Origin of the sequence: Actinomadura sp. 3N508 (assembly GCF_044326375.1) — a bacterium.
Lineage (GTDB): Bacteria > Actinomycetota > Actinomycetes > Streptosporangiales > Streptosporangiaceae > Spirillospora.
Genome location: NZ_JBIRAX010000002.1, coordinates 1 through 14,600, shown reverse-complemented (window position 1 = coordinate 14,600; position 14,600 = coordinate 1). Strand labels below are relative to the sequence as shown.

Sequence of the window (14,600 nt, the reverse complement as noted above, 5' to 3'; positions counted from 1 at the left end):
TTGTCCGCCTCGGTCGCCCGAGCGGGTTGGATCTTTCTCGGGGCTCAGCCTGGTGGGACCGGAGATGTAGATCAACTCGTCCTTCGCGGTGACCGGGTGTGGGTTTGGCTGTTCGAACTCGCGGCTTCGTGTCGTTCCGCACCTTTAGTGCGGACCATCAGAGCGGAGCCAGTGGCGCCAGAAATAGTCCAAATGATGACGACGGGGGCGTCGGATGCCCCGGGTTCGTCTGTGTCCGACGAAATGTCGGTGGGGCGGCGTACCTTGGTTGCGCTCAGCCAGTCGCGCTCAATCGCGGCGCCGTCGTGCCGGATTGAGGCTGGGCGCAAGATCGAATTGTCTGCCTGCCAAGGCGACCCATCTTCAAGATTGCGCGGAATCATGAACGAATCGCTGGGCGCTCGCCCTCGGTGTCGCCTGTTCGGGGCGGCGTCGTTGTATGGGCTCGTGATGAGGCGGATGTCGGGGTGACCATCCTGGAGAACGAGAATGTAGCCGAGGCTCCTGACGCGGTCGAGGGCGTCGGCTGGGCCGACGGATTGTCGTTCCGGCAGGAAGATGGCGACTACGTCACCGTGATGTTGCTGGCGGCGGGGCTCGCGCGGATCAGGGACGATCGGCGGCGTATGGATGCCGGTGAGTATCTGACTCGGACGTCGGCGGAGCAGGGGCTGCTTGCGGTGCCCTGGCGGTCGGGGATGACGCGGTTGTGGTGGAGGTTTCGTACTGAGAAGAAGGATCCGCCGCGAAATGATCTAGCGCTTTTCGAGCTGTGCCGGACGCCGTTCAACGAGTGGCCGATCAGACTCCGTCTGTCTGTGGCCGATCTGGAGCAGAGCCTGCTCGATGACGATGAGCTGACTCCGATGGCCGAACAGGCAGCGCGGCTGTCAGTGCGGGACGTTGAGGCCGAGCTCGTGGAAAATCACGTGTTCCGGGAGCTGATGCTCGTCGCGGATATGAACGCCAAGGACGAAGATGACGTCCAGGCCAACTACTGTGAGCTTCGTCGGCTCCTCATCGACATGCCGGTGCTGACCGAAACGCAGGTACGGCGCCTGGTCTGTCGGTTTCCCAAGCGGGGGAGCAACGGGCAGCCGATCGTGCAGCGTTTCGTCCAGGTGGCCTATGTACGGCGGGCAGCCCAGGGGCCGGTCACGATCGGTGTGTGCGACGGATGCGGCAATCCGATACAGCAGGGCGTCGATGACTGCGGCACCGCGGGCTGCTCGGGCAGCCGAACCAGTCTCAACGTCGAAGCGGTGGGCGGCTACTACGTCCAGCACCGCGCGACCCGCAGGTTCTTCCACGATCCTGGACTGGTTGAGGCCAGGGTCTTGGACCGGCTCGCGGACGTGCAGGCGGAAGGGGCCATCAACGTCGAGGCGTGGCCGGGCCTGGACGCTTACGACATCCGAGTGTCGTTCCTGTCCGGATCCGATGTGGTCGAGGTGTGGGGCGCGGACGCCAAGGACCAGGTGAGTCCGGGGTTGCTGGGGCTCGGCTTCACCTGGCGACCCGATCCGCCGTGCGACCGACGGTTCCTGGTGTTGCCCAAGCACCGCGCCGATCAGCCGGGCTATGTGGCTGATTTGACGACGGAGTTGCAGGGGCGGGTGTCGGGCGTCTCGGTGGTCAGCGAGGACACTTTCGTCGCGCGCGTTACCGCCAAGGCCGGGGAGGTGGCGGGACGATGAGGGACCATTCGTCGTGGTACCGCGAGCTGGTGACCGAGCTCCAGGCCGGCGGTGTCCTACCGGAGGGGCGTCTTACGGCGCGTGACCTGGTTGCGCTCGAACTCGGCCTGCATTTTCTGCACCGTCATTTCCAAGGCGAGCCGATCGGGGCGCTGTGGCCGATCCTGTCCGGGTACGTGGTCGTGGAGCCCGAGCTTGAGCCGGTGGTGCGCAGGCTCAGGCACCGGATGGGTGACATGAGCCGGCGCGGATACTGGCGGCTGTCCCTCGACCTTTATCGTCGACTGCCTGCCGAGGTCCGCGGCTTTGACCGGACGGACGACCCGACCAAGAAGATCAACGATCAGACCTGCTTCGTCCCCCGCCGCTCCTCGGTGTGTCCGGAGCGGTTCGATCGCTATGAGGCGGCACTGACCGATCCGGTGCCCTATGCGCTCGAGCCGGCCCGACCGCAAGCCGCACCTGGCGAGCTCTACACGTTCCTGCAGCGGGACAAGGTCGAGGAACGCGTCCGTATCCCCGACGATGTCGAGGTCCTACCAGCTCCGCTCGCGCTGGCGCCCCGGCAACAGCGGGAGCGCGAAGCCTGGCGCCTCAGTTTCGAGGAAGACCTGGCGAAGGTCGCCGAACGCTTCGACGCAGCGCTAGCCGACCAGCCTGAGATATCGAACCGGAACTGGGTCGAACGTCTGGAGAAGATTGTCTTCTGTGCGGTCGACGACGACACCGGCAAGCTCGTCGAGATGCCCGCGACCTTCGACATCGACGGGGTCGAGCACATCGTCGGGCTGATGAACAGCGGCAAGTCCACGCTGGCCGACCTGATCACCGGCGACCGGGTAGAGAAGGGCTTCCACGTCACCCTGGTGGTCGGGTCGGTCACCGACGTCTACGCCAAGGTGTCTTTCCTGCGGAGTGTCGGGATCGACGCCGTGCCGCTGGTCGGCAAGAACAGCCGCACCGAGCACGCGGCACGCTACTGGCGCTCGACACTGGCGACCTCGGCCGGCGTCTTCCCCGCTGATGAGGATCCGGCGGCCGACTTCGTCAACACCATCTGCCTGCTCGACCCGCTGCGCGAGACGAACCAGTCCGACTGGGCGCCACTCACCCCCGACAGCTTTCCCTGCCGGAATGCTCTGAGATCAACCGACGGGGAGAACAAGCTCCACGACTGCCCGCTGCTGGCGGTCTGCCCGCACCAGGAGACCGAACGGCGCGTCGCCAAGGCCCAGGTGTGGGTGACGACAGCGCCCGGCCTGGTCGCCAGCCGAGCCGAGCCAGCGAAAGCGAAGATGCGGTGGCTTGAGGCCTGTCAACATCACAGCGACCTGATCATCATCGACGAGGCCGACAACGTCCAGCAGGACCTTGACGACCGGTTCGTGCAGTATGAAACTCTCGTCGCCCCTGGTGAAGGGTGGACCGATCGGACCACGATCGGCAAAGTGGGCGGCTTCGATCGAATCGGCCGGCGTCAGCTCCGAGACCGCAACGTGAGGCGCTTCAACGACTACGACCGGATCCATCAGCGCGCCATCGACAAGCTCTACGAACTCGTCCTGAATGACGAGGGCCTGTACGAAGTGATCGGCAAGGCGCCCTTCACCGGGTTCTCGCTGCTACTGCAGGTCGCCCGGATCATGCACGGACTGCCGCTGAAACGCATGGACGACAACGCCGCGATAGAGGATGCCGCCGACGACTTCTTCCGCGAGCACCTGGAGATCTTCACCGAAGGCGTCCTCGCCGCGGTCCCTGACGGGATCGCCCCGATGGTCACCGCGCTCCAAGCCGATATCCCTGACGAGGACACCATCGACGAGGCGATCAGCGACTGGCTGACCGAACACGCCCCACAGGGGCAGCGCGACCATGTACGGGCGAACCTCGCGATGCTCACCATGCTGTTCCAGGCAGGATTCTGGGCGAGCCGGATCACCACGTCGTTCTTCGAGATGTCCACGCTCTATCCCGCGGTGGCCGAAACCCTGCCGCTGGATGACGAAGAAACCTTCTGGCGCCAGCAGCCTCCCCGCGACTACCAGCCGCTGATCCCCGAAGCACCCATGGGGAACCTGCTCGCCCTGCAATGGCTGCCCAACCGGCTGGGCGACACCGGTGCGCTGCGGGTGATGTGGATCCGTGGCGTCGGCCGGTGGCTCCTGCACCATATGCATGACCTCCTGGAACCCGAAGGCATCCAGGGGCCGCACGTCATCCTCACCTCGGCCACCAGTTGGGCGCCGGGCTCGTCGTTCTACCACGTCCCGATCGCGCCATCGGCGGTCCTCCGCGAACCCCCGGAGGACCGGGAGGCGTTGGCTCAAAGCAAGTTGTGGTTCCGCAAGAGCCTGCGCCCGGACGGCAAGAAGCCCGTCGCAGTGTCCGGCCGCCAAGGCGCCGAACGTAACGATGCCCTGCGACAACTCGTCAGCGGGAGCTGCATGCCTCGCCCCGGCGCGGTGGTCAGCCTGCTGGAGCAGGTCCGCGCCGACCTCGATCAGGACCGCAAGCAGGTCCTGTTCGTCGTGCTCAGCGGCGCCGAAGCGAAGCTGGTGGCCGAGCACATCAACCTGCGCACCCCCTACAGCGCCCGCAATGTGACCCCGGACGCCGACGACCCAGGCCAGTACGGTCTGCACCGCCGCATGATCACGAAGTTCCCCGAGTCCGGGGACGACATACTCGTCGCTGCGGAAATGGCGATCCAGCGCGGCTACAACATCCTCAACGCTAATCGCACCGCTGCGCTCGGAGCGGTGTTCTACCTGGCGCGCATTCACCCACCGCCCACCGATCCCAAGTTCCCGCTCTCCCTCATCAACCAGCGCGCCATGGCCTACCTCCTGGATCCCGCCGGGACCGCCATGCCGTTGTCCTCGATCGCCGAGGCCGCCAAGAAGCTAGGCAACAAGGCACGGGCCGACTGGTACAACCTGATGAGCCGTCCGGTGTTCTTCCGACGGCTGGACGACCGGACCGAGCGGCCCGCGTTCGTCGCCAACGCCCTGGTCCCGATGGGCCAGACCATCGGCCGCAGCATCCGCGGCCACCAGCCCACCCACGTGATCCTGACCGACGCGGCCTTCGCCCCACGGCACGCCGACCCGGACGAGCAAGCACCAGACACCCAGCGCACCAGCCTGATCGTCGCGGCTGACCGGCACCTGACCAGCCTGCTGACCGAGCCCACCGGCACCGCATCCCCCGAGAAGATCCGCGACCACGCCATCGCCGAAGCCACCTGGAGCCTGCTCGGCGACCTGTTCCACAATCGAGACATGGGGCACTGATGCCGTACTACGAGCACCTCCGACTCCTGGTCAACGAGATCGCTCCCAGAGCGTCGCTCCCGGTCACAAGCCTAGCCGCGCGGTTCCCGACACGGTGGCTGCGGCGGATCCGCAGCCAGGCGCCCTCCTGGGACGACCGCAAACTGCCCACCTGGTCCCTCGTCGAACTCCTCGACACCCTCGACCCCAACATCATCCACGTGGCCGGCAGCCTCGACGACGAGCATTGGCTGATCAGCCACGCCCGCGTCGACCGGCAGGTCGTCCGCACGGCCGTCGCGGTCTGGGCCTCGACCCGCATCACCCCCGACCGGCCCGACCTGGACTGGTTCGATCTGCTCGACGACGAAGAACTCGACTGGAAGCCGACCGAGCTCGACCTCCTAGCAGTCCACACTCACCCCAGCGGGACCGCGAAACCTGAAACGGCCGTATTCCGGATGCTGCCCGGCTACCTCGCCGGCCTTGTCGCAACCACCGGTATGCAGATCCGCGGTGAACACCGGCGATTCATCCTCGGCCCGGTCGACAACTCCGGCCACCGCTCCGCCATCTGGTGGCCACCCGAACGCCTGGACGACCCCAAACTCGGGTCCGGTCTATGGGCCCCAAAGATCGACTTCCACGTGGAGACCGTACCGACCCACGGCCGAGCCCGCGTCCACGCCGAACTCAGCACCGTCCGCTTCCCCCTCCAACCCGTCCGCTACGTGCCAAGCAGAGGCGGCCGAGGCCCGAGCCTGACGCTCTGGCTCCTCGCCGACTCCGGCTATCTCCGCGCGACCGAGCACCCCACGCTCGTCAGCGCCCGCATCGGGCGACGCCGCATCAACGGCACATATCAGTGGGCCTGGGAGCCCGGACTCGCCCACGCCCTAGCGAACCTCACCCATCATGCCTTCCCTGACCCGCACGACGTCGTCATCGCACCGGCCGCCTACACCAACCAGCCCCTATCCGCGTACGTGTTGTACTCCACCGGCACCAAGCTCAGCGCCCCCGACGACGAGGACACCGACGACAAGACAGCGAAATCGGTGCTGCACGCGGCCAAGACCGGGTTCCTGCCCGTCGACCACTACGACCTCCACACCAGCGTGGGGGAGATCTTGCAGCCGCTGGGAATCCTGCCGGTCCCCGACCTGAAGAAGGCCAAGACCACCGTCCCCCGGCTCTTCCGCCCGGCCGCAGACGCCCAGGCGTCCTACACGCTTGAAATGTGGACCGAGTCACCGGTCACCCGGCAAGCCCTGCTCGCGGCAGTGACCCAGGACCTCGGCTACACCCAAACGGCCACAACCACCCGCACCACCGACAACGGCGAGATCATCGAATCTCATAGCTACACCGGCCCCTGCGAGCTCACGGTGGAACTGCGCGAGCAGCACGACATCGCCGCAGGCATCCCCCGACCCGCCAAAGGCGAGAAGCAGGGAACCCAGGCCACCCACCGCATCCAGCACATCGAGCAGATGATCGGCAGGAGCGACGACCGCCGCGCCGCCATCGTCGAGATCCGCAAGCCGGCCTACTTCGAAGCGATCAACAAGGACGACCCGTACCGCACCCTCAAGCAAGCGTTCCCACCGCTGAACCGACGCCTGCAATGCATCCACCCGATCAACCTCTACACCCCGAAACCCGACGCCAAACGGATCAAGAAGACTCTGCCCGGCACACAATTCACCCTGGGCGACATCCACCGCGCGAGCGCAGCCGTGCAGGATGCTCTCCGCTCGCTTGGGCGAATCGGCGTACTCCCTGCCCCTCCCGGCATCACCGGCGACTTCGAACTGATCGGCATCTGGCTCGAAACCCACAACGGCGCCGACATCCCCATCGTCGTCCGCATCGCCAACGACGGCACCGCGACTGCCCAACTCGCCACCAGCGACGGCACCGAACAATTGCCGTACGCCGACCTGCCCCTCGCCCTCACTGCCGGTCAAGGACGAATCCCCAGGACAAAGAACGACAACTTCCGGATCCGCATCGCCGAATTCCTCACCGCGGCACTCGGCATCGACCACGCCACCCACGACCGCGCCATCTTCATCCGAACCAGCACCTTCCGCACCCGTGGCTGGGACTGGCTCCAAGACAAGCACCTGACCCCCGACAAGCTCATAATCCCGGGCCTCGACCCCGCAGACGACGGCGTCGAACATCTTCCACCCGCAAAATGTCCTGGCCTGCGCGTCTTTCGCATCCGCGAACGCGACAGCCAAGAGGAAGTCCCACGAGGGCTCGGAACCAAGGAAGAGGCCTACGGCCGGACAAGCGGTGTCTACCCCCTCAACGACCACGTCTACTACGCGGTCAACCCCAGATCCGACCAGATGCAAACCCCGCTGACGATCACCAAACTCGACCCCGACCAAAGCGCGAACGCCCTAAAACAGGGCAGCAACAACAACCCGATCGAGATCGTGACCGCCTTCGTCCAGCCGGGAGACGATCGGCCTGCCTGGGCCGCCTACACCCAAGCGTTGCGCCGCGCCGCCCTCCACACCGACATCGCCTCCACCCTCCCCCTGCCGCTACATCTCCCGTCACTGGCCGACGAATATCTGACGTAACGACGGTTAGGGCAGAGCGTTGGAGGCTGATAGTGCGGCATCAGCCCTCTAAATGAGCGCTGGCGGACCTGTGAAAGAGGTCCGCTATCTAGTCGGTATTTCTTCTAGAGCATTCATATAGACCGTTACCAGTAGAGTTGTGCTGAGCCTAGCTGGGGTCGAATCCTCGACACGGCAACCCCCCTTTTTTTCGGTGAGGTGCATTGAGGTGCCGGGCTGGAGTTTGCTCACAGTTGCTTGAGAACGATGCCAGGCAAATACTGCCATCCTATTTTTTGGATCACGTACAGAATGCGGGGAGGCACGTTGTGCAGTGTCAGTGGAGCATTTCTGGGTAGTTGGCGTGCATGACGTGCGATGGCGTTGAGTGCCCCTAGATCGATAAAGCCAAGCCGTGAGAGTTCAAGGTGTACCGGTTCGGCAGGCACTTCGCTCGATCCGAGCAACTTCGTGAGGATCGGCAGGTGTGTCCAGTCGACCTCCCCTTCGATGCGTAGTCCCGAAGGTGAGAAAGTGCGGGTGATGCGCAAGATTCCGTCGTCGTACTCCGGATTGGGCTCTACGACGAGTTCGTGAGCGTCCGCCAGGGCGACCAGTTCCTCCGGGGTGCAATGGCGTTTGTCCACTTGGCAGATCGCCATGGCCATCGAAGTGGAGAAGACCGCATCGCCGAGACGATCCTCGCATCCGAGCATCCTCTTGAATCCGGAGCGTCCCGGTTCCTTGAGCGTCCACGTAAGGTCAGTGGTTGGCTATGACGTTCGTAAATGGCCCCGGCCGGACGTCTTGAACCGGCTCCACTGATGGGGCCGGTTCGGAACGTCGTGACGGTTTGAAGTGGCCCCGCAGGACGGCTTGGTCTGGCCCCAGGGCTTGTGGATTGTTGACAGCCATCTGGGACTGGGGGTAGACGGTCTGGGTGGCAGCCGGACACCGTATCTGGAGGCTCGCCTGACCTGTGGTCAGCACTTTGTTCGTCAGCTGGGTGGTCGGTAGGTGGCGGCGAGGTGGTCGTGTAGTTCGGCGTGGCGGAACTGGTAAATGGGGCCGACCGCGCGGAGAAGCCCGAGGCGGTGGCAGTCGTCCAGGAACGGCATTAACCGGCGCGGGAGAAGACGAGCCCGGGCCAACCGGTGAGTGGCCACCAGATACGCCAGCCAGGCCCGATGGTCACTGTCCAGGGTGCCGAATCCGAACCCGGCCGTGGGCCCGACCGTAAGCCCGGCCGCGAGCCCGGCCGTGGGTCCAGCCACGAGCCCGACCGCGAACCCGGCCATGAGCCCGATCCCAAGCCCGCCGGCGCTAACGTGGAGAAGGTTTAGGGCACGGTCAGCGCGCCATGTGTCCATCGGAGTAAGAGCATGGCGTGCCTGCGCCGACCTTTCCGCGAACCTTATGCGCATGAACGCAAATAAGACCCCGTACAGGACTCCGAAAGTCGCCCCGCCCGCGAACCCGACGTCGTGCGCCATCAGGAGCGCGCCTCCGAGCCCGATTGCGAGCACGACCCCGTGCTCGCGCACGATACTGGGTATGAGTTCGGCGGTGCGTTGGGGAACCTGCAGATCTACATAGCCTGGTTGCTCTTCCGCCCAGTTTTCAGCCTCGGCCCAGACCCCTGCCCCGATGAAGACCAGCAAGACCCCAACCACGAACGCGCCCCCGAACCCGCTCCCGAACTCGCCCCCGAGTCTGGCCCCGTGCCCGATTGCGACCGCAGCCCCGAACGCGGTCGCCAGGGTGATGAAGAGGGCTAGGGCGAGACGGGTGGCGGGGTTGAGGGCGTGGGTGGTGGCGGCCAGGCGCCACCAGGCCAGGTCGCGGGTTCCGGTGCCGGTCCCGGCGGGGGCAGGTTGGTGAGTGAGGTGGTGGGCCAGGTAGCCCAGCCAACGGCGGGCCTGGTCGGGGTCGTGTCGGCGGCGGGGGCGGAACGGTTCGGTGGGGTTGTTGTTGGGTGGGCGAGCGGCGATCAGGGCGGGGATCAGCTGGTCGAAAAGGTGGGCCTGTAAATCGGTGGCGGTGGGGAAGCGGGTGGGGTCGGTGAGCGGGCCGGGGTCGGCGCGAGGGGTGAGGTAGACGGTGCGCAGCAGCCACAGCCCCAGCGGGGTCGCAGCGACGTCGGCAAGTGCGGCCGCCGGGTGCCCGCTGCCGGGTGGCCGCTGGTCGGGCGCTGGAGTGCGGCGCAGGGTGGTCAGGGTGCGTTGCCAACGCTGTCCGGGATCGGGTGGCAGGCAGCGAGCGAGGTAGTTGGCCGCGGCGGCGGGGTCCAGGGGGCGAGGTTCCAGCACGGCGGCGGAGGTGATCACGCCCCCGGCTTGGGTGACCGCTTGGGTGAATTCGCGGGTGCGGCTGGTGAGGATGAGCTGGTCGTCTCCGCCCAGCGACCGGTTCAGCGCGCCGATCACATCACTCTGGGCGGGTGCGGGGAGTTCGTCCAGGCCGTCCAGGACCGGTAGCAGGTGCCCGCGCGCGGCCAGCGCCCGCACGGCCGGTTCGCCGAAGCCGGAGGCGCGCAGCGCGGGATAGTCGCCCAGGAGCCGGTCGGTGAGCCAGTCGTGTAGCCGGGGGAACCGTTCGGTGTCCCAGCCGGCGATCGGGAGCAGGATCGGAACCGGCTCATCGGGGTGTTGACGGCGAGTGGCCAGCAAGTGCAGCAGTAGCTGCACCGCCAGGGTGGTCTTGCCGGCCCCCGGCCCGCCCAGGATTACCAGGCGGCGCCGCCGGGTCTGGCGGAACCGACCGGTGAGCGCGGCGATGTCGGTACTGGAGGCCGTCCACCACAACCCACCCCCACCCGCGCCCGCGACGGGGTCGATGAGGCCGGGATGATCCATGATCGCGGGCGTGTGCTCGCCGGGCGCGGGCGTGCGCCAGCGCACCGGGATCGGGTCGGGGTCATCCAGCGACCGCAGCCGAGCTTCGTCCTTCCACTGCTCGGCCACCATCTCGGCCAGCAGGTCTTTGGCGCGCGTCACCTCGTCGGGAGAAGAGACGCTCTGTTCGGCCAGGGCGCGGGAGCGGCGCCGAGCCCACACAGACGTCGAGACCAGCGCCACGGCGGCGGCCAGCACGAACCCTCCGGTGAGCTGTGCGCGGTTCGCCGCGACCTGCAACCCGCCCTTGCCGGCCAGCGGGGCGAACGTCACTACCCCCAGCCCCACCACCCCGACCACCACCGACACGACCGCCAACCACGGCCACCAGGCCCTGCCATTGCGCATGAGCACCATCCTGGAACCACCGCCGCACGTCTATTGGACAAAGGCCAAAAACGGCCTCACCGAGCAACCGGGTCCTTGCAGTGATCAGACTCTCCATCCACCGCAACTCGGGCTGACCGTCGATCACCATTTCCGTGGCCGACCGCCACCGGTTCCGCTGGCCGAGTGCCACCAGATCTTTGGCCGCCTACCGCCAGGTTTCACTGACCGTTAGCTTGGATCAAGCTGCGTGATGTCGTGGGGTCAGCGGGTGGAGGCGAGGTTCTGGCGGGCTTTGGAGTGGGCGAGGCGGTAGGACTCGCTTCCGGTCTCGATGATGGTGCCGTTGAAGGTGAGTCGGTCGATGATGGCGGCGCAGAGGCGGGGATCGGAGAAGGTGTTGCCCCATTCGCTGAAGGAGGCGTTGGAGGCGATCGCGACGCTGTTCTTTTCCTCGCGTTCGGTCAGAACCTGGAAGAGCATCTCGGCGCCGCGGCGGTCGAGTTCGAGGTAGCCCAGCTCATCGATGCAGAGCAGGTCGACGCGTCCGTAGCGTGCGATGGTCTTGGTGAGCTGTTTCTCGTCGGCGGCCTCGACCAGTTCGTTGACGAGCTTGGCGGCCAGGGTGTATTTGACCCGGTATCCGGCCATGGCTGCCGTGGTGCCGAGTGCGATGAGCAGGTGGGACTTGCCGGTGCCGCTGTCGCCGATCAGGCAGAGCGGTTCGCCGCGGCGGACCCAGTCGCCGGTGGACAGAGTGTTGATGACAGCGGGTGGGATGTTGGGGTTGGCGTCGTAGTCGAAGTCGCGCAGCGACTTTTCACGGGGGAAGCGGGCGGCCCTGATCCGGCGTTCGGAGCGGCGGCGGTCGCGGTCTTCGCACTCGGCCATCAGCAGTTCGGCCAGGAACCCGCGGTAGGTGAGCTGGTCGCGTTCGGCGCGGTCGGCCAGGTCGGTGAACTGGGCGCGGATGGTCGGCAGGCGAAGAGACCGGCAGGCGGTGTCGATCGCGGCGTCGACGGCCGGGTCGGTCAGGTTGTGCTGGCGTGTCATCGCGGTCCTTCCTTCCGGGCGCTTTTGCGGGTGCGGTGCAGCAGTTGGTCCCAGTTCTCCAGGCGTGGCGGCGGCCGGGTGTCGTGCAGCAGGGCGCGGCGATGCTCGTCCAGGCTGGTCACCGCGGACTGGTCGGCCTGCACCGCTGGTGGGGGCGGCTCCAGTTCGCTGGTGACCGTGGGTGAACGGCCGTGGGCCTCGGCGGATTTGCGGGCCTCCAGAGAGATCGCGTCGATCGAGACGGTGCCGGAGTGCAGGCAGCGGCTGATGCCGGCCAGCACGTCGTCGCCGTGCAGGTGGCGGTGCAGCAGCAGGACTTGGACCAGGGTCTTGGTGCCCTCGGTCTCGCCCAGCCGCCCGGTGGCCTGGGCCCACAACGCCTCGTGCACCGCGGTGAAGACGCCTTGACGGCGGGCTTGGTCCAGTGCTTCGGATCCGGCCAGTGCTCCGGGCTTGGTCAGCAGCACCTCCAGGTAGTGGTCCAGCACGATGCGTTCGGCGCCGCGGCCGCTCAGCCGCGGATGCTGGGCGACCTGGCGGCGGCCGTCATAGACCAGCAGTTCTTCGGGATGCAGCACGACGTGGACCTTGCGGCCGATCAGGTGAACCGGTACCGAGTAGCGGCACATTTTCACCGTGATCAGTGAGTAGCGGTCCACCCGGGGCGTGAAGGTCAGGCCGGTTCCGAACGGCTCGGCCGGCAGCGGCAGCAACACCGCCGCCTCCAACTCGAAGTCCTGGCCGATCGTGCGGATCCGATGCCCGATGCGGCGCTGGTCCTCCTTACGCTCGAAGGCCAAGAGCCGAGCGTTCAGCTCCGTCAGCGCCCCGACCTCGGGGACGGGCGTGAGGTAGTTGCGGCGGAAGTAGCCGATCTGCCCCTCCACCCCGCCCTTCTCGTGCGCTCCACGCTCGCCCGGCTGACAGTAGAACGGGGTGAAACCATAGTGCGTCTGAAACTCCCGCCACCTGGGGCTCTCCTGGCGCGACCGGCTGCGGTAGATCACCCGCGACACTGCCGCGGATAGGTTGTCGTAGCGGATCTGACCAGCGGGAACGCCGCCCAGCGTGGTGAACGCGTGCACGTGGCCAGCCAGAAACGCCTGCTGCCCGCACGAGGATGAGATCCGGTGCACCGCTCTGCCCGAGTACGCCATCCGGAACGCGAACAGAAAGCACTTGGTCATCTGCCCGTCCAGACGGACCCAGACCTCGCCGAAGTCGACCTCGGCGTCATAGCCGGGCCGGTTGTGACGGACGATGAACCCTTCCGCCGGAGCGGCCGCCTCCGTCGCGACCACCGTCCGACGCTTGCGGACATGGTCCCGCACTGTCGGGTACGGGATCTGGACGGCGAACTCTTCGGCCAGTCGAGCGGTGATCCGCCGGGCCGTGTGCCGCTGTTTGGGCGGTGCCTCCAGATCGGCACGTAGCCACTCATCGATCGTCTTGGTGAATGCGCCCATTTGCGGCGTGCTGCGCTGTGGTGTCCGGCGCGGGGCAGGCACCGGTGTCGCCAGGGCCTCACGGACCAGCCGCCGATGCACTCCGTACTTACGCGCTAACGCGCGCACCGACAGCCCCTCCCGCCACGAGTCGTGGCGAATGGAGCGAAACAGCTCTTGCTTGGTCAAAGACACCCGAAGTCCCCCTGACCGGTGAGAACACGTCAAGCGTCCCACCGCAAGAGGCGCCCCGGGGCCACTTCAGACCGTCACTTCATCCTTACCCACCCCAAACGATCACGGGGTGGGGCCGGTTCAAGACGTCCTGCCGGGGCCACTTACGACCGTCATAGCCAAGTGGTCATCCGAACCGCGCGGAAACCCTGGTCGAAGGCATCAGCCGCCTGCTGCTCGAGGGTCTTCGACATCCGGTCGACATCGAACCGGCCGCGCGAGTCGAGACAGGCCTTCTCGCGCGGAATGAAGCACAAGTGCCCGGTCATGGTGAGCGTGGGCAAGTCGTAGCCGTGTCGGGGGAGCACGCCAGAGAGTTGCTTCGGACCGCTGTCGGTGATGTACACCATCTTCTCGTTCATCTCGAGGGCGTCCCGAATGAAGGCTCCGATAACGCGGTCGCGTTCTGGCTCGGCGCTGAACGCCAGCCACGCGTGTTCGCCTGGGCGGATCGTGCTCACTGGACGCCGGGTGAACCAGGGGCGCTCTCCCTGGACTGGGCCTAGTGCCGATTTCTGAAGCGCAGCCGAGAGCCGCTCGGCCGTGTCGATCGACCGGCGGAGCCCTGCTTCCCGACGCATGTCCGCGTCAGACAGGAGCGCGTCGAAATCCGCGTCTGCCATCAGCTCTCGAGACGCCGTCCTCCCAGACTTACCGTCGGTCACTGGTATCTCCTCTGAGCGTGCGCCTCCAGCATGCCCTTGAGCCGCTCACGGGCGCGCTGAAGTGACTTGCGAACATTCTCGGGGGTCGTCCGCAACTCCAGTGCGATCTGTTCTGGTCGGAACCCGTCGATCGTCCAGGCCATCACCTCCCGTTGACGGGGCGGAAGGGTTCGCAGTGCGGCCAGGACGAGATCGCGTTCGGCGACCTGGTCCGCGTGATCTTCATCGGTTCTCGCAGCAATTAGAGGAACCGACTCATCCGCCGTGAGTGTGGCCTTCTGGTCACGGTAGAAGGCGCGCGTGGGGTTGCGTCCACGGAGGTGGTGTACGAGTTTCCGCAGGTGAAGAGCGTGGCGTCGTGACGTGAGACGGCCACCGCGTAGATCCTTCGAGATGGATGATCAAGAACGAAGGAGAGGAACGCGGTGGCC

Annotated in this window: 9 protein-coding genes; 3 read left to right on the top strand and 6 right to left on the bottom strand. The window is 66.3% G+C overall.

Annotation, left to right across the window (positions count from 1 at the left end):
• Window positions 1-467: 467 nt before the first annotated feature.
• Genes ACH34S_RS06430 through ACH34S_RS06420 form a run of 3 tightly spaced genes read left to right on the top strand, consistent with a single transcriptional unit; the run spans window position 468 to window position 7,572 of the window.
• Window positions 468-1,697, top strand: a complete 1,230-nt coding sequence (locus ACH34S_RS06430) for a hypothetical protein (RefSeq protein ID WP_395951470.1) — start codon at window positions 468-470, stop codon at window positions 1,695-1,697.
• 29 nt (window positions 1,698-1,726) lie between these two features.
• Entirely contained in the window at window positions 1,727-4,993 is a 3,267-nt protein-coding gene (locus ACH34S_RS06425; RefSeq protein WP_395951469.1) for a hypothetical protein, read from the top strand.
• Window positions 4,993-7,572 carry a pPIWI_RE module domain-containing protein gene (locus ACH34S_RS06420; protein ID WP_395951468.1) on the top strand — a complete coding sequence of 860 codons (2,580 nt, stop codon included), beginning with the start codon at window positions 4,993-4,995 and terminating at the stop codon, window positions 7,570-7,572. Before ACH34S_RS06425 ends, ACH34S_RS06420 begins: the two co-directional genes overlap by 1 nt.
• A 227-nt stretch (window positions 7,573-7,799) precedes the next feature.
• Here the strand turns inward: ACH34S_RS06420 and ACH34S_RS06415 are convergent, their stop codons facing one another.
• The 6 genes from ACH34S_RS06415 to ACH34S_RS06390 form a co-directional block, all read right to left on the bottom strand.
• The gene (locus tag ACH34S_RS06415) at window positions 7,800-8,267 is read right to left on the bottom strand and encodes an STAS domain-containing protein (protein WP_395951467.1); all 468 of its coding nucleotides are present in this window, start codon (window positions 8,265-8,267) and stop codon (window positions 7,800-7,802) included.
• 282 nt (window positions 8,268-8,549) lie between these two features.
• Window positions 8,550-10,793: an NACHT domain-containing protein gene (locus tag ACH34S_RS06410; protein WP_395951466.1), complete on the bottom strand. Its 2,244-nt coding sequence runs from the start codon at window positions 10,791-10,793 to the stop codon at window positions 8,550-8,552.
• Between the two features lie 243 nt (window positions 10,794-11,036).
• Window positions 11,037-11,825, bottom strand: coding sequence for an IS21-like element helper ATPase IstB (gene istB / locus ACH34S_RS06405; protein WP_395951465.1), 789 nt, complete (start codon window positions 11,823-11,825; stop codon window positions 11,037-11,039).
• A complete protein-coding gene (gene istA / locus ACH34S_RS06400) occupies window positions 11,822-13,465 on the bottom strand; it encodes an IS21 family transposase (RefSeq protein ID WP_395951464.1) in 1,644 nt (547 codons plus the stop codon). The genes istB and istA overlap by 4 nt, the downstream gene beginning before the upstream one ends.
• Window positions 13,466-13,617: 152 nt before the next feature.
• Complete coding sequence (locus ACH34S_RS06395) at window positions 13,618-14,169, bottom strand: MEDS domain-containing protein (RefSeq protein WP_395951463.1); 552 nt, start codon at window positions 14,167-14,169, stop codon at window positions 13,618-13,620.
• Window positions 14,166-14,510: a sigma-70 family RNA polymerase sigma factor gene (locus tag ACH34S_RS06390; RefSeq protein ID WP_395952413.1), complete on the bottom strand. Its 345-nt coding sequence runs from the start codon at window positions 14,508-14,510 to the stop codon at window positions 14,166-14,168. The genes ACH34S_RS06395 and ACH34S_RS06390 overlap by 4 nt, the downstream gene beginning before the upstream one ends.
• Between the last annotated feature and the right edge of the window lie 90 nt (window positions 14,511-14,600).